Here is a 15,825-nt window from a genome sequence, read left to right as displayed (position 1 = left end):
GCTCGGTTCAGCGGCGGTTGATCAGGCCCATCAGGCCGTGGACGTCGGGGGCCCGGTCCAGCCGGTGGACCTCCTCGGTGATGCGGTCGGCGGTCGCCTCCGGCAGGGCGGCGGCGTTGGTGCGGAACTTGACCGCCAGTTCGGCGTCGCTGAGCGGACGCTGCGGCCCGCCCCGGTTGGCGAGCACCTCCTGCACCCACTCCCGTCCGTCGCGGGTGACCACCCGCAGCACGGCCGGGAACTGGTGCGGGAAGATCGCGTCGCACCGCTCGTCGCCCACCACGTCGACCCGCGCCATCAGCTCCCGCCGCTGCGGCTCGTGTGCCAGGGCGTCGGTGAAGTCGGCGAGGTCCACGCCGAGACCGCCGCCGCCGATCAGGCCGGCGACCACCGCGTACGGGCCGCTGAACTGCGCCTCGTAGCCGGTCTGCGGCGCCCGCTTGCGCTCGATGGGCTGGCCGATGGTGCGCACCGTCGGCGTCGGCACGCCGAGCGTGATCGACTCGATCTCGTCCAGCGGCAGCCCGCGCTCGCGCAGCGCGATCGCCGCGTCGATGGCGGCGTGGGTGAAGTGGTTCGCCGGGTACGGCTTGAAGAAGATGCCCGGTACCGCCCAGTCGGTGCCGAGCCCGCGGACGATCTCGTCGCCGTCGAACTCGCCGCGCAGGAACGCCTGGAAGAAGCCGAAGCGTCCCTCCAGCACCGTCGGCGGGCCGGTCACGCCGTGCCGGGCGAGCTGCGCGGCGCTCACCGCTGCGTGCGCCGCCCAGCCGCAGTGGATCCGCTTGACGGTGCCGCCGTTGCGGTTGGACTCGATCAGACCGGCGGCCATCGAGGCGGACACGCCGAGCGCGTCGAGCGCGCCGTCGGCGTCCAGCTTCAGCAGCCGGGCCGCCGCCACCGCGCCGCCGAGCGTGCCGCAGATGGAGGTGGCGTGCTGCCCGTGCTCGAAGAAGACGGAGTTGCCGGCGGCCGGGTCGTAACCGGCCATGCCGAGCCGGACGCACACCTCCAGGCCGACGGCGATGGCCGCGACCGTCTCCCGCCCGGACGCCCCGGACGCCTCGGCGGCGGCCAGCGCGGCCGGGACCACCGACGCGCTGGGGTGCAGCACCGACGGCAGGTGCGTGTCGTCGTAGTCGAGCGAGTGCGCCAGCACGCCGTTGGCGAACGCGGCCAGCGCGGCCGGCGCCTTCTCGTCCAGGCCGACGACAGTGGCCTGGCCGCGTCCGCCCTGCTCGGCGACGTAGGCGAGGGCGGCCTGGCTGGTCGGCAGCGGCCGGGCCGCCACGCAGAGCCCGAGCACGTCCAGGACGCGGGCCCGGACGCTGGCGACCACCTCGTCGGGCAGCGTCTCGGCGGCGGTGTCGGCGGCGAAGGTGGCCAGGTGGCGGCCCAGCGTCGGTTCAGCCACGGCCGGTCACCGCCAGCGGGCGCACCGGGGAGCCGGTGGCGCCGTACAGCGGCAGCGGCGCCATGACGAAGGTGAACTCGTGCACCCCGTCGCGGGCCAGTTCCTCCAGCGCCATCGTCTCGATCAGGTAGACGCCGTGCTCCACCAGCAGGATCCGGTGCGCCGGCAGCGTGCTGTGACCCTTGCCCGGCGGCAGGCACTCGAAGGCGATGGTGTCCGCGCCCGCCGCGTGCACGCCCCGCTGCGCCAGCCAGGTCGCGCCGTCCGCGCCGACCCCCGGCACGCCGGAGTCCTTGCCGATGTACTGGTTGCGGTCCTCGTGGTCGAACAGCCGGCCCCACCCGCTGCGGATGAGCACGACGTCACCGGCGCCCACCGGCGTGCCCTGCCGGGACTCCGCGGCGTCCAGGTCGGCGGGGGTGATCTCGTAACCGGGCTCGCAGGCCTGGACGCCCAGCGCGGCGGGCACGTCCAGCAGTACGCCCCGGCGGACCATCGGCGCGACGGTGTGCACGCCCAGCTCGTCGAACCGGCCGCCGACCTGCGCGTCGGCGGCGTCGGCGCCGCCGTGCAGCCGGCCGTCCTGGGAGACGTGCGCGAGCGCGTCGACGTGCGTGCCGACGTGCGTGCCCATCACCAGCAGGTCGTTGGCGGCGGAGCCGCCGTCGGCGCGCACCATGTCGCCGTGGCGGCGGGGCAGGGTGAGCCCGAACGCCGGGTGGTTCGGCGACTGCGGCATGCCGACGGTCAGCCGCCGGCCCAGGTCGTAGATCGTGACACCGGCCTGCACGGCGTCGAGCAGGCGGTCGGCGGTTCTGGCAGTGGTGCCCACGGGGTTCCTCGCGTTTCGGCTGTCGGCGTCGTCAGGCGACGACGCCACGGGCTTTCAGGTCGGCGATCTCGGCCGGGTCGCAGCCGAGTTCCTCGACGAGCAGGGCGTCGGTGTCGGCGCCGGGGGAGCGTCCGGTGAACCGGATCCGGCCCGGCGTCTCCGACATCCGCCACATGACGTTGTGCATCCGCATCGGGCCGAGGTCGGGATCGTCGACCGTGGTGATCATCTCGGTGGCCCGGACGTGCGGATCCTCGACGATGTCCTTGGCGCTGTAGACCGGGGCGACAGCGGCACCGGCCTCGGCGAACGCCGCGGCCACCTCGTCGCGGGTCCGCTCGGCGATCCACGAGCCCACGTACTCGTCGAGCAGGTCCGCGTGCGCCACCCGCCCGACGCCGGTCCGGAACCACGGCTCGTCGATCACCTCGGGGTGGCCCACCAGCCGCAGCACCCGCTCGGCGATGGCCTGGGCGCTGGTGGAGATCGCCACCCACGACCCGTCCCTGGTCTGGTACGTGTTGCGCGGCGCGTTGTTCGTCGAGCGGTTGCCCTGCCGCTGCTCCACCACGCCGAGCTGGTCGTAGACGGTGGGGCCGGGACCGACAGCGGTCATGATCGGCTCCAGCAGGCTCATGTCGACGACCTGGCCCCGGCCGCCGGAGCGCTCCCGGTGCCACAGCGCCATCATCACCGCAGACGAAGTGGCGATGCCGCAGATGCTGTCGGCCAGCCCGAACGCGGGCAGCGTCGGCGGGCCGTCGGCCGTACCGGTCAGGTGGGCGAACCCGCTCATCGCCTCGGCCAGCGTGCCGAACCCGGCGCGGGAGGCGTACGGGCCGGTCTGCCCGAAGCCGGTGATCCGGGCGATCACCAGACCGGGGTTGACCCGGTGCATCTCCTCCGGGCCGACGCCCCAGCGCTCCAGCGTGCCCGGCCGGAAGTTCTCCACCAGCACGTCGGCCCGCTCGGCCAGCCGCAGCAGCAGCGCCGCGCCCTCCGGCGCGGACAGGTTCAGCCCGACCAGCCGCTTGTTGCGGGAGATCTCCTTCCACCACAGGGGATGGCCGTCCTTGGCCTTGCCGTGGCCGCGCATGCTGTCACCCATGGTCGGGTGCTCGATCTTGATCACGTCGGCGCCGTAGTCGCCGAGGATCTGACAGCACAGCGGCCCGGCGAGGATCGTCGAGACGTCAAGCACCCGCAGGCCCGTCAGCGGTCCGTCACTCACCTGTTCCACCTCCCCAGTTCTGTTCCTGACCCGTCCGCCCGGCGACACGCTGCGCCGGTGGCCGGAAACCCAGCTCGGCGGAGATCTCCGCCGCCGCCGCGGCGACCAGCGCACCGTGCGCGGCGCACACCTCCGGGGTGAACCGGTTCTGCGGCCCGCACAGCGAGATCGAGCCGAACACCTGCCCGGTCGCGTAGCGCACCGCCGCGGCCACGCTCCCCGCGCCGTTCTGCCGTTCGCCCATGCTCACCGCGTACCCCTGACGCCGGACCCGGGCCAGGTCGGCCCGCAGCTTCGCGGTGGAGGTGATGGTGGCCGGGGTGACCGCGTCCAGCGGGTGGTGACCGAGGTAGTCGTCGACCTCGGCGTCCGGCAGGGCCGCCAGGATCGCCTTCGACGACGACCCGGAGTGCAGCGCGTGGCTGGTGCCCAGGGACACCGACATCCGGACCTCGTGCGGCGAGAGCACCTGGTCGATGTAGACGCGCGACCAGCCCTGCCGCACCGACAGCGTGGCGGTCTCGCCGCTGTCGCGGACCAGCCGGACCAGGTACCGGCGCGCGATGTCCGGCACGTCCAGGGCACGCAGCGCGGCCAGGCCCACCGCCAGCGCGCCGGTGCCCAGGCGGTACCGCTTGGTCTCCTCGTTGAAGGTGAGGAAGTTGTCGGCCACCAGCTCCTTGAGGATGCGGTGGGCGACCGCCTTCGGCAGACCCAGTTCCCGCGCGATCGTCGACACGCCGAGGGTCTCCGGTGCCCGTTCGGCGATGATGTTGACGATGTCGAGGGCGCGTCCCAGACCGGACCGGGTCCGGCCGGCGGTGCTCTCGACGACCGCTGTCGTGATCATCTCTCTTCCTCCACTGTCGACGTACGTGCGTGGGATCGCCGGGCGTCAGGCGGGCGCGACGGGGGTCTTCCCGGGCGGGAGGCCGTCGGCCTGCCGGGGTCGCTCCCGCGCGATGACGAGCGCCACCGAGGCGAGCACCACGGCACCGGCGAGCACCTGTCGTCCGGACAACGATTCATCCAGCACCATCATGCCGAGCAGGACCGCCACCACCGGGTTGACGTACGCGTAGGTGGACGCGAGCTGGATCGGCGCGTTGCGCAGCAACCAGGTGTAGACGCTGAAGCCGACCACCGTGCACACCAGCATCAGGTAGGTCCACGCCAGCCAGGACCGGCCGGTCACGCCGGCCGGGTCGAACCGTCCCAGCTCACCGCTGACCATGCTCGCCACCGCCACCGCGACACCGCCGACGAGCATCTGCCAGCCAGTGCCGACCAGGTGGTCGGCCGGCATGTGCAGCCGCTGCGACAGCGTCGAGCCCAGCGCCCAGACCATCGTGGAGACCACCAGCAGCAGCATCCCGCCGAGGTGCCATCCCTTCGTCGGTACCGAGAACAGCAGCGCCAGCCCGGCCACCCCGCCCAGTACGCCCACCGCCGCGAGCGCCGACGGCCGCGGACCGACCGCCAGCCGCAACACCAGCACCCACAGCGGCATGCCGGCCACCACCAGCGACGTCAGCCCGGTCGGCACGTACTGCTGGCCCAGGGCGAGCAGCGCGCTGCCCGCACCGACCATCAGCAGCCCGCTGGCGCCCACCCCGCCCCACTGCCGCCGGGGCAGCAGCAGCCCGGCCGGTCCCCGGCGCAGCGCCGCCACCGCGAACAGCAGCAGCGCGGCGGCCAGGAACCGGGCCGAGGTGGCGACCAGCGGCGGGATGCTGTCCAGGGCCACCCGGTTGCCCAGGTAGGTCGAGCCCCAGATCAGGTAGACCGCGCCGAGCCCGACGGCCAGGGCCATCGGGCCGGCGGGCCGCTGCGGATCCGCCGGGTGGCGGACCGCTGCGGGCTGGGTCAGGTCAGCGGTGGCCATCGGCCCGGATCGCCACCGCGGTGTTGCCCCGCAGGGCGTTCGAGTAGGGACACATCCGGTCGGCCAGCTCCACCGCGCGCTCCAGGTCGGCCTGCGGGCACTGCGGCGCGGACACGTCCAGCACCACGGCGATCGCGTACCGGCCGTCCTCGGTCTGCCCGAGGGAGACCGAGGCGGTCACCGTCGTCGGGCCGGGCTTGACGCCGGCCTGCCGGGCGGCGACGGCGAGCGCGCTGTCGAAGCAGGCCGCGTAGCCGGCCGCGAACAGCTCCTCCGGGTCGGTGCCGGGCGCGTCCGGACCCCGCTGGGCGGGACGGGTCAGGTCGACCCGCAGCGAACCGGTCAGCGACCGGGCGCTGCCGCCGCGGCCGCCGGAGACCTCGACGGTGGCGGTGTAGACAGTGTTCGCCGGTACGACCTTCGCCTCGGCGGCCGGGGTGCCGGCGCTCATGCCGCCACCTCCCGCCCGAGGTCGGCGTGTACCAGCGCGGCGACCGCGTCGGCGAACGCCTCCGGCTGCTCGTCGGCCACGAAGTCGGTGCCGCCGGGGATGGTGACCAGCTCGGCGCCGGGCAGCGCGGCCCGCACCTGCGGCGTCATCCGGTCCAGCAGGTCGTCGGCGCCGTGCAGCAGCACGATGGGCAGCGCGTCCAGCGCGGCGGTGTCGACGTGGTGGTCGAACACCGCCCGGTACGCGGTGGCGTAGTCCGGACCGGTCAGCAGGTACTCGGTGACCTGGCGGTCGGCCTCCTCCGGGGTCAGGCGCGGGTACAGGCCGTACACCCGGTCCCAGATCACCTTGAGGTGCCCGCCGTCGCGGGCCGGCACGTAGCCGGGCGCGTACGACCGCTTCTTCTCCGCCCGCTCCCGCTCGTCGTAGAGCGGGATGCCCTGCAGGATCAGCCGGTGCACCCGCTCCGGTGCCGACATCAGCGCCTGGGCGCCGACGATCGCGCCGGTGTGCTGCCCGAGCAGGTGCACCCGGGACAGCCCGAGGGCGTCGGCGAACTGCCACACCCCGGCCGCGTACTCCGGGATCGACCACGGGCGCGGCGGCGCGTCGGACATGCCGAACCCCGGCGTGTCCGGGGCGATCACCCGCAGGCCGCGGCGGGCCAGCGGCTCGATCACCGCGTCGTAGGTGGCCGAGGAGAGCGGGGACTGGTGCAGGATCAGCAGCACCGGGGCGTCGGCGTCGCCGCCGTGCCGGTAGTGCACCTGACCCCACGGCACGTCGACGTAGGCGCGGCGGGCCACGCCGCGGGCCCGGGTCACTCGGCCACCGCCAGCGCCGCCATGACCTCGATGACGTGCTTGATACCGGCCTTGTAGTCGTCCAGCCGGATGTTCTCGTTCGGGCCGTCCACACCGGAGTCGGCGCGGGACACGCCGACACCGACGATCGGCAGGTCGGCGATCACGCCCTGGTTGCCGATCCACTGCGTGTACGGCTCGATCACCGGCTCGGTCCCGTACACCCGGCGGGCCGCGTCGGCGACCAGCGCGACGAACGGGTCGCGGTGGTCGGTGAGGTTGGGCCGGCTGGTCGCCATCACCTCGATGCGCAGGTCACCGAAGCCGGTCGCCGCCAGGTGGTCGCGGACGCAGCCGAGCACCCGGTCCGGGTCCTGGCCCGGCACCAGCCGGATCTCCAGCTTCGCCGAGGCGGTCGACGGGATGCCGAGCGTCACGTCGTCGCGCATGTCGCCGCCGGCGAAACCGGCGACGGTGAGCGTCGGCACGGTACGGATGGCGACCGCGGCGCCCTGGTCGTCCAGGTCACCGGTGAACCGGTCGACCTGGGCCCGCTTGCGCAGGAAGTCCCCGTCGAACGCCACCTTCTCCAGCAGCGCCCGCTCCTCGTCCGTCGGCGGCCGGGCGTCGTCGGCGAAACCGGGGATCGTCACGGTGCCGTCGGGCCGCTGCAACTGCGCCAGGGCGGCCGCCAGCCGGGCCGTTGCGGCCGGCAGCAGCGCGGTGTTCTGGCTGGTCAGGTCGCGTGGCAGGGTCTGCGCGGTGAGGCGCAGGTAGAGCACGCCCTTCTCGGCGAGCTTGAGCAGCAGCCGGTCCTCGCCGTCGAGCCAGGAGTTCTCCCACAGCGCGGCGTCGCTGGCGAGCCGGTCGGCGTGCGCCTGCACGAACGAGCCCAGGCCCGGGCTGTGCAGCCACTTCTTGCCCTCGAAGATGATCCGGTTGGTCACCGGCGGGGTCAGCCCGGCCAGCTTCCAGGCCGCCGCCGCGTGGATGCGGGACATGACGACGCCCTTGTCGTCGGCCACGCCCCGGGCGTACAGCCGGCCGTCGTGGATCTCCGCCGCGTACGGCGGGCTGATCCAGTCGGCGTCGTCACCGGCCGGCTCGACCTCCACGTCGTAGTGGGTGAAGTGCAGCAGCGCCTTGTCTCCCTCGCCCGGCACCTCGGCCAGCACGTACGGGTACGACTGCTCCCACGGGATGATCTCGGCTTCGCCGCCCCAGCGGCGGACCGACCCGGCGATGAACTCGGCGGTGGCCTCCATCTGCTCCGGCTCCTGGCGGCGGCTGCGGATGCGGCACAGCTGCTGGAGCTCCTCGACGAACTCGTCGAAGTGGGCGTCGACGGCCGCCAGCGCGGCCGCGGTATCCGGTTTGGGCATGGTGGTCCTCACAGAAGGGGTCGGAGAGGGGGAAGTCAGTGGATGGTGACGCCGCCGTCGACGAAGATCGTCTGCCCGGTGGTCATGGCGGCGGCGTCACTGAGCAGGTAGGCGACCGCGTTGGCGACGTCCTGCGGCAGCGCCATCCGGCCCAGCGGGATGGAGGCCATCTTGTCGGCCAGGTACGCGTCGTCGCCGCGGACGTCGGCGGTCATGTCGGTGGGCACGATCGTGGGTCCGACGGCGTTGACCCGGATCCGGTCCGGCGCCCACTCGAGCGCCAGCACGCGTGCCATGTGCATCACGCCGGCCTTGCTGACGCAGTATCCGAGCGTGTTCAGTACGGCGACGTGCCCGTTCGTGGAGCCGATGTTCACCACCGCGCCGCAGGTCTGCCGCAGCGCCGGGTACGCGGCCTGGCACATCCGGAACGTGCCGGTCAGGTTGACGTCCAGGACGGTGGTGAAGTCCTCCTCCGACATCGTCGCCGCCGGTCCGCGCCGGACGATCCCGGCGTTGTTGACGAGCAGGTCCAGGCGGCCGTGGGAGTCCACGACCTCGGCCACCAGATCGGCGCAGGAGGCGGCCGACCGGACGTCGAGCCGGTGCCGGGTGTGCGCACCGCCGGTCAGCTCGGCCTCCGCCCAGTCGTCGAGCAGGTCGGCCTGCGCCACCGTCGCGCCGCGCTCGGCGAGGGTCGCGGCGATCCGGGCGCCGATGCCGCGGGCCGCCCCGGTCACCAGTGCCACCCGCCCGTCGAACCGGTTCGGATCGGTGTTCATGTCCTCTGTCCTGCCTCTCCCGTCCGGCCACCGGCCGGGCGGGCGTGAACCACGCCCGGCCGGTGCTCCGCACGCGTCACGACGGTCCCGTCAGCTGTCGTCACGCGCCGATCACCTTCGTGTCCTCGGCCCAGAAGGCCAGCCGCTTCTGCAGCAGCCGGATCACGAAGTGCGCCACCAGACCCATCACCGACAGCACCACCAGGACGGCGAACATGCCGGCGATGTCGAAGTTGTAGTTGGTCTGCAGCAGCAGGTAGCCCAGGCCCTCCTTGGCGCCGATGAACTCGCCGACGACCGCGCCGAGGATGGCGAAGACGATGCCGATGTCCAGGCCGGCGAAGATGAACGGCAGCGCGCTGGGCAGCCGGACCATCCGGAAGATCTGGGTCTTGCTCGCGCCGAACACCGTCAGCATCTGGATCTTGTCGGCGTCGGCCGCCCGCAGACCCTCGATGACGTTGACGAGCATCGGGAAGAACGAGATCACCGCGGCCATGACCACCTTGCTGGTCAGGCCGAAACCGAACCAGACCACGAACAGCGGGGCCAGGGCGACCTTCGGCACGGTCTGGAAGGCCACGATGTACGGCATCAGGGTGGCTTCGACGATCTTGATCTGGGAGATGAACGTGCCGAGGAGCAGCGCGGCCCCGACACCGATCACGAACCCGAGCAGCGCCTCCTGGGTGGTCACCCAGAAGTGACCCCAGAACTGGTCGTCGCCGAGCTGCTGCCACAGCGACTCGACCACGCTCGACGGCAGCGGCAGGACGTACTCGTCGACGCCGATGAGCTGGACGCCGTACTCCCAGGCCAGCACGACCACGACGAAGACCGTCGGGACCAGCCAGAGCTGGGGCTTCTCGCGGAGGTCGAACTTGCGCCGGGCGGGCTTGGCGGGCCGGGCGGACGGCGCCGGTGGCTGGGCCGGCTCGCGGACCAGGTTGCTTGTTGCCATGGCTGTCCCTCGTCAGTCGATAACGCCGGCGGCGTTGAAGTGTCGGCGGATCCGCTCCACGTAGACCCCGGCCCGGTCGGACGACATGACGCCGAGGTCACGCGGCCGCTCCAGGTCGATGTCCATGACCTCCGCGATCCGGCCCGGCCGGGGGCTGAGCACGACCACCCGGTCGGAGAGGAAGACCGCCTCCGGGATGGAGTGCGTGACCAGCACGATCGTCTGGTTGCTCTCCTGCCAGATGCGCAGCAGCTCCACGTTCATGTACTCGCGGGTCATCGCGTCGAGCGCGCCGAACGGCTCGTCCATCAGCAGTACCGCCGGGTCGTGCACCAGCGCCCGGCAGATGCCGGCCCGCTGCTGCATGCCGCCGCTGAGCTCGTGCGGGTACTTCTGCTCGAAGCCGTTGAGACCGACCATCTCGAGCAACTGCTGGGCGCGTTCCCGGTGCCGGCGGGGATCCAGTCGCTGGATCTCCGCCGGCACCATCACGTTGTCGAAGATGGTGCGCCACGGCAGCAGCGTCGGTGCCTGGAACACCATCCCGACCTCGGGAAGGGGCTTCGTCACGTCCCGCCCGGCGATCCGTACCGCGCCGCCGGTCTTCGGGCTGAGCCCGGCGAGGATCTTCAGCAAAGTGGTCTTGCCGCACCCGGACGGTCCCACGACCGAGATGAACTCGCCGCGACGTACCGTCAGGTTGATGTCGCTCAACGCCTGGGTCGGTGCCGACTTCCGGGGCCGGTACTCCTTGTCCAGCCCGTCGATCTCGATCCAGGAGTCTTCCGACACCGATGCCGGAGCCTGCGTCTGCGCCCGGCGGGCCGTCGCCTTGATGGCCATCGAAATCCCTTCCGCTGTCCGCTGCCTAGGCGGTGTAGTTCGCGGCCTTGCTCAGCACCGCGGCCTTGTCGAAGTCGTTCGCGCCGGAGAGCAGGCTCGGGTCCCACAGCTTCTTGAGGTCGACCTCGCCGGTGATCTGCCCGGCCTCCTTGGTGTACGCCTGGGTCTTCGCCCACTCCTCGTCGCTGATCGCGCCCCAGTCGCCGAACTGCTCCGGGTCGCCGCTGGCCGGGGTGGCCGTCTTCAGCCAGGCGGTCAGGCTCTCGGTGTCCGCCTTGAGGCGCTCGTCGGCGGACTTGCCGGCGAGGATCTGCGGGAAGACCTTGTAGCCGATCTTCATAGCGGCCTCGGGGTTCTTGGCCGAGAAGAGCATCGCCTTGTACGCCGCGCGCAGGAACCGCTCGTACGAGTCCTTCTTGGCGTCGAAGTCACGGGCGCCGACGCTGAAGGTCAGCGACCGGATGCCGGAGAACACGTCCGGGTTGGTCAGGTACTTCAGCTCGGTGCCGGCGTTCTCGATGACCGCGTACGCCTGGGTGTAGAGCGCCAGCATGTCGACCTTGCCGTCGTTGAGCGCGGCGGCGGCCTGCGCGCCGACGCCCACCGGCAGCAGCTCGACGTCCTTGGCCGGGTCCAGGCCGGCGGCCTTGACGTAGGCGCGGGCGTACGGGGCCGAGCCGGAGGCCAGGCTGATCACGCCGATCTTCTTGCCGCGCAGGTCAGCGCCGCCGGTGATCGGGGAGTCCGGCTTCACCGCCATCACCCACGGCCAGTTCTGCACCAGGCCGCCGATGGCCTTGATCGGCACGTTCTTCTCCGCCGCGCCGAGCGCCGAGCCGGCATCGGCGGGGGTGATGTCGCCGCTGCCGGACGCGACGGCCTGGAGGGCGGCGACCGAGCCGTCGGCGTTGATCGTCTCGACGGTCAGCTTCTCCTCGGCGAAGTAGCCGAGTTCCTTGGCGACCGCGTAGACGGCCACCTCCTCCTTCGGGCCGATCACGGCGGAGGCGATGGCCATGGTCAGCTTCGCCTCCTTGCCCTCGCCGCCGGCCTCGTCGTCGGAGCCGCCGCCGCAGGCGGCCAGGACCAGCGTGGCGGCCAGCGCCGCCGGGAGCAGAGCCCACTTTCGTTTCATATGCACACACCTCGTCATGAGTCGGGGGAGACCGCCTCCGCCGCCGGAGCGGCGGAGGCGGGGGAATCAGCTGTCGCGCTGCTGCGCGACGAGTGCCAGATCGTTGTAGACGTGCTGCTCGACGATCAGTCCGCCGTCGAGCACGAAGACGTCCGCGTAGCGGATGTCCTCGAACGGAGTGCCGTCGAGCCATTCCCCGTACAGCCGCCCGAGCGAGGTCACCGTGACCCGCCCGTCGGCCTCACCCACCAGGTAGCGGTCCCGGTGCTTGCGCACCCACCGGTAGGTTCCGGTCGACGCGGCCGCCATCTCCCGCAGCGACGAGTACTCCCGGCCGCCCGGGAAGACCAACCGCGCCCGCTCCGCGAGAAGGCGCCCCGCTTCGTCGAGTTCGCGGTCCTCGCACAGCTGCAGGTAGCCGTCGATCAGACCGGGCGCGTCCGGTGTGCCCATCAGCCGGTCTTCTCGCTCAGCGCCGCCTCCCACTGGTCCCGCAGCGGGTGCTCCGCGGGGCCGTGCTCGGTCAGGATGCGCATGAGGCGGGCCAGCAGCTCGTCCCGCTCCCGGTCGAGGATCTGCTGCTCCTCCTCGGTGGAGACGAACCCGTCGACGGCGCCCGCGGTGAGCGCGCCGGAGCGGGTCAGCAGCGCCTCGACGACGCGTACCCGCTGGCGGGTCACGTGCAGCTCGGTGGAGAGCTGCAGCACCAGGTCGAGCAGCTTGCCGACCTTGGGATCCCCGAAGTAGTCGAACTCGGTGCTCATCACGCCTCCGGCTTGGTCGCGGCCAGTACGGCCCAGGGGAAGTGCCACTCGGGACGGTCGCCCCAGCCCTGCGGCTGGACGCCGTTGCGGCGCTCGTCGAACGGGGTCCACGACACGTCGGTCAGACCGGCCTCGGTGCAGACCTCGATCAGGTCGGAGCCGAACAGGTCGTGGAAGAACGGCTCGTTGTTGCGCTCGGCGTGCTCGTAGACGGTGGCGTCGCGCAGCGGGTCGCCGGTGAGCATGAACTCCAGGAAGCGCAGCGAGCCGCCCGGCTTGAGCAGGCGCGCGGCCTCCAGGATGGTCTCCCGGATCGCGGCGGCCGGCATCTCGTGCAGCACCATCGTGCCGGTGACCACGTCGCAGCTGTCCGACTCGATGCCGGTGGCCCGGCCGTCGGCCTGCCGGTAGTCGATCGCGACTCCGGTCGCCTCGGCCTCGGCGTGCGCCAGGCGCAGACCGGGGGCGGCCAGGTCCACGCCGATCACCTGCGCGGTCGGGTACTTGGCCGGCAGCGGGCGGGTGCTCTTGCCGAAGCCGCACCCGATGTCGACGATCCGGGTCGCCGCGGGCAACTCGGGCAGCGCGGTCTGGGCGAACAGCGTGTGGAACTTGTAGCCGTCGTTGTCGCGCAGCATGACGATGCGCGCGCCGAACTCGTACACGTAGGCCGACATGTCGTCGGAGAAGAAGCTGCCGGGCTGGATGTGGATGTCGTAGTCGGTGTACCAGTCGGGCAGTTCCAGGTCGGGGTTCAGCGCCAGCGAGCCCTTCGGCTGCTCGGGCAGCGCGGTGAGCTGGCCGGTCAGCTCCTCGCGGCGGCTGAGCACCGCGTCGCCGGCGACCTTCCAGAGCATCTTCTGCTGCACCCGCTCGAGGTGGCTGAACCACGGGTAGAGCGGGAGACCGCGCAGCACCTGGCTCGCGTCGGCGATCGTCGTGGCCGACGCGCCGCTGGCGCCGTACTCCTCGCGCAGCGCCGGATAGACGGTGTCCGCCCAGCGCTTGCGCAGGCCGAGGACGAAGTCCACGGCGGAACGCTCATCCAGGGTGAGGCGCTCCTCGATGTCCAGCATGCTTGTCTCCTCTGCAGGTGGGGGAGGTCCGGTCCGCGGTGCACCGCGACCGGGGTGGACGGGTCAGTGGGCGTACCGCACGCGTTCGGCGGACGCGGTGTCGAAGGCGCCGAGGAACGCGCCGGCCATGCGTCCCTCGTAGACGGCCTCGAAGGCGGTGCGGGGGGCGTTCGCGTCGCCGACGACGTGGATGCGCGGGCCGTCGGGCAGCGCGTCGAGCTGCCGGTACAACTCGTCAGCGGCCTGCGCCGAGCCGCCGTCGACGACAGTGGTGACGCCTTCGACGAGCGTGTCGCCGCCGGCGAGCGGGCCGCCGAGCGCCACCGCCGTGGTGCCCGCCGCGCGGGCGGTCCGCATCGGGTGGACCGCGATCCCCAGGTCCGCGAAGCGTTTGAGCAGCGCCAGCCGCGAGTACGTGGTGATCTTGGCGCTCACCGTGGCGGTGGGGGAGACGAGGTGGACGCGGGCGCCCCGCCGGGCGAACGCCTCCGCGACCGACGCCGCCGACCAGGTGCCCTCGTCGTCGAGCACGACGACGGTGCCGGCCGGCCGGTAGCCGGGGTCGGCCAGGTGGTCGACGGCCTGCCAGACGTCGATCACCGGCGGACCGCCGGGCAGGTCGCGGCGGACGGGCCGGGAGCCGGTGGCGAGGACGACGTCCTGGTAGCCGCCGGACAGCACGTCCTCGACGCCGGCGCGGTGGCCGAGCCGGACCGGGATGCCGGCGGCCGCCACGTCGCGGGCCAGGTCACGGGTGAGCAGACCGAGCCGCTCCCGGCCGGGTACGCGCGCGGCGACCTCGACCTGTCCGCCGAGCCGGTCGCGCGCCTCGACAACTGTCACCCGGTGCCCGGCCCGGTGCGCGGAGAGCGCCGCCTCCAGGCCGGCCGGCCCGCCGCCGACGACCAGGACGTCCCGCGCGCCGGACGGTCCGGGCAGCTCCGGCCAGGCGTCGGCCCACTCCCGTTCGGCGCCGACCTCCGGGTTCACCACGCAGGAGATGGGCAGGCTGGTCTCCAGCCGGCCGATGCAGCCCTGGTTGCAGGCCAGGCAGGCGCGTACCTCGTGCTGGCGGCCCTGTTCGGCCTTGCGGACCAGGTGCGGGTCGGCGATGTGCGGGCGGGCCAGGCCGACCAGGTCGGCCTCGCCGGCGGCGACGAGTTCGGCCGCCTCCGGCAGGCTGTCCAGCCGGCACACCGCGAGCACCGGCAGGTCCGGGAACTCCTGCTTGAACAGCGCCGCGTGGTGCCGGAACGGGGCGTGGCCGAAGCTCATGTCCGCCATCTGCGTCGCGAGCGAGTAGCTGCCGTGGTAGGCGGAGTGGCTGACGTGCACGTAGGCGAGCGGGAACTCGGCGCGCAGCCTCCCGACGATCTCCAGCACCGCGGCCGGGTCGAGGCCGCCGGGCAGGAACTCGTCGGCGCTGACCCGCAGCCCGACGGGCAGCTCGGGTGCGGCGGCGAGAACCGCGGCCAGCACCTCGCGGGTCAGGCGCATCCGGTTGTCGAGGCTGCCACCGTACGCGTCGTCGCGGGTGTTGGTGTGCGGTGAGAGGAACTGCTGGAGCAGGTGGCCGTGGCCTGCGTGCACCTCCAGGCCGTCGAAGCCGGCCTCGCGCATGCGCCGCGCGGCGGCGGCGAACGCCTCGACGACGACGGCGATGTCCCGGCGTCCCATCGCGTGCGGCACGTGCGAGCCGGCCGCCCACGGCACCGGCGACGAGGACCAGGCGGCGGTACGCGTCGCGTCGCCGTTGGCCTGCCGTCCGGCGTGCATGATCTGGGCGAACATGCGGGCCCCGTGCTCGTGCACGGCCTCGGTCACCGCCGCGTACGCCGGGATCGACGAGTCGTCGAAGCTGCCGAGGCTGATGCTGCGGCCCGCGCTGGTGGGGTGCACGCGGATCGCCTCGGTGATGATCAGGCCGGCGCCGCCGCGCGCCCGCTCCGCGTGGTAGGCGACGTGGCGGCGGGTGGGCACATTGTTCAGTCCGAAGTTGGTGGTGTGGCCGGGGACGAAGACCCGGTTCCGCAGTGTGAGACGCCCGAGCCGGGTGGGGGAGAGAAGAGCGAGAAGCTTGTCGTCAGGCATGCCTCGGACTTCCTGTTTCGGGCCGCACTCGGCGAGGCCGAGAGCGTTCGGATGAACCGTACGCCGTTCGATTGAGTGGAACGGTAGGGCCGGGTTCACATGCCGTCAACGGGCTACTGATCAGTAACTTAGTTCGCCGCACCGCCTCTGAGCTGCTGTTCCACTAGGCGGAACG

At 72.4% G+C, this 15,825-nt stretch carries 16 protein-coding genes; all 16 read right to left on the bottom strand.

Annotated elements, in window-relative coordinates; translation table 11 throughout:
• Positions 1-7: 7 nt before the first annotated feature.
• Positions 8-1,414 (bottom strand): MmgE/PrpD family protein, encoded by a 1,407-nt coding sequence (locus NMK34_RS18575; RefSeq protein ID WP_318334499.1) that lies wholly within the window; start codon positions 1,412-1,414, stop codon positions 8-10.
• On the bottom strand, positions 1,407-2,246 hold the full coding sequence (locus NMK34_RS18570; RefSeq protein ID WP_318334498.1) for a cyclase family protein: 840 nt from the start codon (positions 2,244-2,246) through the stop codon (positions 1,407-1,409). The genes NMK34_RS18575 and NMK34_RS18570 overlap by 8 nt, the downstream gene beginning before the upstream one ends.
• A 31-nt stretch (positions 2,247-2,277) precedes the next feature.
• Entirely contained in the window at positions 2,278-3,477 is a 1,200-nt protein-coding gene (locus tag NMK34_RS18565; protein ID WP_318334497.1) for a CoA transferase, read from the bottom strand.
• Positions 3,470-4,327, bottom strand: coding sequence for an IclR family transcriptional regulator (locus NMK34_RS18560; protein ID WP_318334496.1), 858 nt, complete (start codon positions 4,325-4,327; stop codon positions 3,470-3,472). The genes NMK34_RS18565 and NMK34_RS18560 overlap by 8 nt, the downstream gene beginning before the upstream one ends.
• A gap of 45 nt (positions 4,328-4,372) precedes the next feature.
• Positions 4,373-5,362 (bottom strand): EamA family transporter, encoded by a 990-nt coding sequence (locus tag NMK34_RS18555; RefSeq protein ID WP_318334495.1) that lies wholly within the window; start codon positions 5,360-5,362, stop codon positions 4,373-4,375.
• Positions 5,349-5,813 carry an Ohr family peroxiredoxin gene (locus NMK34_RS18550; RefSeq protein ID WP_318334494.1) on the bottom strand — a complete coding sequence of 155 codons (465 nt, stop codon included), beginning with the start codon at positions 5,811-5,813 and terminating at the stop codon, positions 5,349-5,351. The genes NMK34_RS18555 and NMK34_RS18550 overlap by 14 nt, the downstream gene beginning before the upstream one ends.
• Positions 5,810-6,637, bottom strand: a complete 828-nt coding sequence (locus NMK34_RS18545) for an alpha/beta fold hydrolase (RefSeq protein WP_318334493.1) — start codon at positions 6,635-6,637, stop codon at positions 5,810-5,812. The genes NMK34_RS18550 and NMK34_RS18545 overlap by 4 nt, the downstream gene beginning before the upstream one ends.
• On the bottom strand, positions 6,634-7,998 hold the full coding sequence (locus tag NMK34_RS18540; protein WP_318334492.1) for a M20/M25/M40 family metallo-hydrolase: 1,365 nt from the start codon (positions 7,996-7,998) through the stop codon (positions 6,634-6,636). Before NMK34_RS18540 ends, NMK34_RS18545 begins: the two co-directional genes overlap by 4 nt.
• A 35-nt stretch (positions 7,999-8,033) precedes the next feature.
• The gene (locus NMK34_RS18535; RefSeq protein ID WP_318334491.1) at positions 8,034-8,780 is read right to left on the bottom strand and encodes an SDR family NAD(P)-dependent oxidoreductase; all 747 of its coding nucleotides are present in this window, start codon (positions 8,778-8,780) and stop codon (positions 8,034-8,036) included.
• A 100-nt stretch (positions 8,781-8,880) separates the two neighbouring features.
• On the bottom strand, positions 8,881-9,741 hold the full coding sequence (locus NMK34_RS18530; protein ID WP_030268404.1) for an ABC transporter permease: 861 nt from the start codon (positions 9,739-9,741) through the stop codon (positions 8,881-8,883).
• Positions 9,742-9,753: 12 nt separating this feature from the next.
• On the bottom strand, positions 9,754-10,584 hold the full coding sequence (locus NMK34_RS18525) for an ABC transporter ATP-binding protein (RefSeq protein WP_013286891.1): 831 nt from the start codon (positions 10,582-10,584) through the stop codon (positions 9,754-9,756).
• Between the two features lie 25 nt (positions 10,585-10,609).
• Positions 10,610-11,719, bottom strand: a complete 1,110-nt coding sequence (locus NMK34_RS18520) for an ABC transporter substrate-binding protein (RefSeq protein WP_318334490.1) — start codon at positions 11,717-11,719, stop codon at positions 10,610-10,612.
• 66 nt (positions 11,720-11,785) lie between these two features.
• Positions 11,786-12,172 (bottom strand): hypothetical protein, encoded by a 387-nt coding sequence (locus tag NMK34_RS18515; RefSeq protein ID WP_318334489.1) that lies wholly within the window; start codon positions 12,170-12,172, stop codon positions 11,786-11,788.
• On the bottom strand, positions 12,172-12,483 hold the full coding sequence (locus NMK34_RS18510; RefSeq protein ID WP_318334488.1) for a hypothetical protein: 312 nt from the start codon (positions 12,481-12,483) through the stop codon (positions 12,172-12,174). Before NMK34_RS18510 ends, NMK34_RS18515 begins: the two co-directional genes overlap by 1 nt.
• The gene (locus NMK34_RS18505; protein ID WP_318334487.1) at positions 12,483-13,559 is read right to left on the bottom strand and encodes a class I SAM-dependent methyltransferase; all 1,077 of its coding nucleotides are present in this window, start codon (positions 13,557-13,559) and stop codon (positions 12,483-12,485) included. The genes NMK34_RS18510 and NMK34_RS18505 overlap by 1 nt, the downstream gene beginning before the upstream one ends.
• Positions 13,560-13,622: 63 nt before the next feature.
• Complete coding sequence (locus tag NMK34_RS18500; RefSeq protein ID WP_318334486.1) at positions 13,623-15,650, bottom strand: FAD-dependent oxidoreductase; 2,028 nt, start codon at positions 15,648-15,650, stop codon at positions 13,623-13,625.
• Between the last annotated feature and the right edge of the window lie 175 nt (positions 15,651-15,825).

Origin of the sequence: Micromonospora sp. BRA006-A, from assembly GCF_033433935.1 — a bacterium.
GTDB lineage: Bacteria > Actinomycetota > Actinomycetes > Mycobacteriales > Micromonosporaceae > Micromonospora > Micromonospora aurantiaca.
This window is presented reverse-complemented; position numbering and strand designations above follow the sequence as displayed.

What these genes read in the sequence shown, in the direction of transcription:
- NMK34_RS18560 (WP_318334496.1), bottom strand. Translation starts at nt 4,327, where the DNA reads ATGATCACGACAGCGGTCGTCGAGAGCACCGCCGGCCGGACCCGGTCC.
- NMK34_RS18555 (WP_318334495.1), bottom strand. Translation starts at nt 5,362, where the DNA reads ATGGCCACCGCTGACCTGACCCAGCCCGCAGCGGTCCGCCACCCGGCG.
- NMK34_RS18550 (WP_318334494.1), bottom strand. Translation starts at nt 5,813, where the DNA reads ATGAGCGCCGGCACCCCGGCCGCCGAGGCGAAGGTCGTACCGGCGAAC.
- NMK34_RS18540 (WP_318334492.1), bottom strand. Translation starts at nt 7,998, where the DNA reads ATGCCCAAACCGGATACCGCGGCCGCGCTGGCGGCCGTCGACGCCCAC.
- NMK34_RS18535 (WP_318334491.1), bottom strand. Translation starts at nt 8,780, where the DNA reads ATGAACACCGATCCGAACCGGTTCGACGGGCGGGTGGCACTGGTGACC.
- NMK34_RS18530 (WP_030268404.1), bottom strand. Translation starts at nt 9,741, where the DNA reads ATGGCAACAAGCAACCTGGTCCGCGAGCCGGCCCAGCCACCGGCGCCG.
- NMK34_RS18525 (WP_013286891.1), bottom strand. Translation starts at nt 10,584, where the DNA reads ATGGCCATCAAGGCGACGGCCCGCCGGGCGCAGACGCAGGCTCCGGCA.
- NMK34_RS18520 (WP_318334490.1), bottom strand. Translation starts at nt 11,719, where the DNA reads ATGAAACGAAAGTGGGCTCTGCTCCCGGCGGCGCTGGCCGCCACGCTG.
- NMK34_RS18515 (WP_318334489.1), bottom strand. Translation starts at nt 12,172, where the DNA reads ATGGGCACACCGGACGCGCCCGGTCTGATCGACGGCTACCTGCAGCTG.
- NMK34_RS18510 (WP_318334488.1), bottom strand. Translation starts at nt 12,483, where the DNA reads ATGAGCACCGAGTTCGACTACTTCGGGGATCCCAAGGTCGGCAAGCTG.
- NMK34_RS18505 (WP_318334487.1), bottom strand. Translation starts at nt 13,559, where the DNA reads ATGCTGGACATCGAGGAGCGCCTCACCCTGGATGAGCGTTCCGCCGTG.
- NMK34_RS18500 (WP_318334486.1), bottom strand. Translation starts at nt 15,650, where the DNA reads ATGCCTGACGACAAGCTTCTCGCTCTTCTCTCCCCCACCCGGCTCGGG.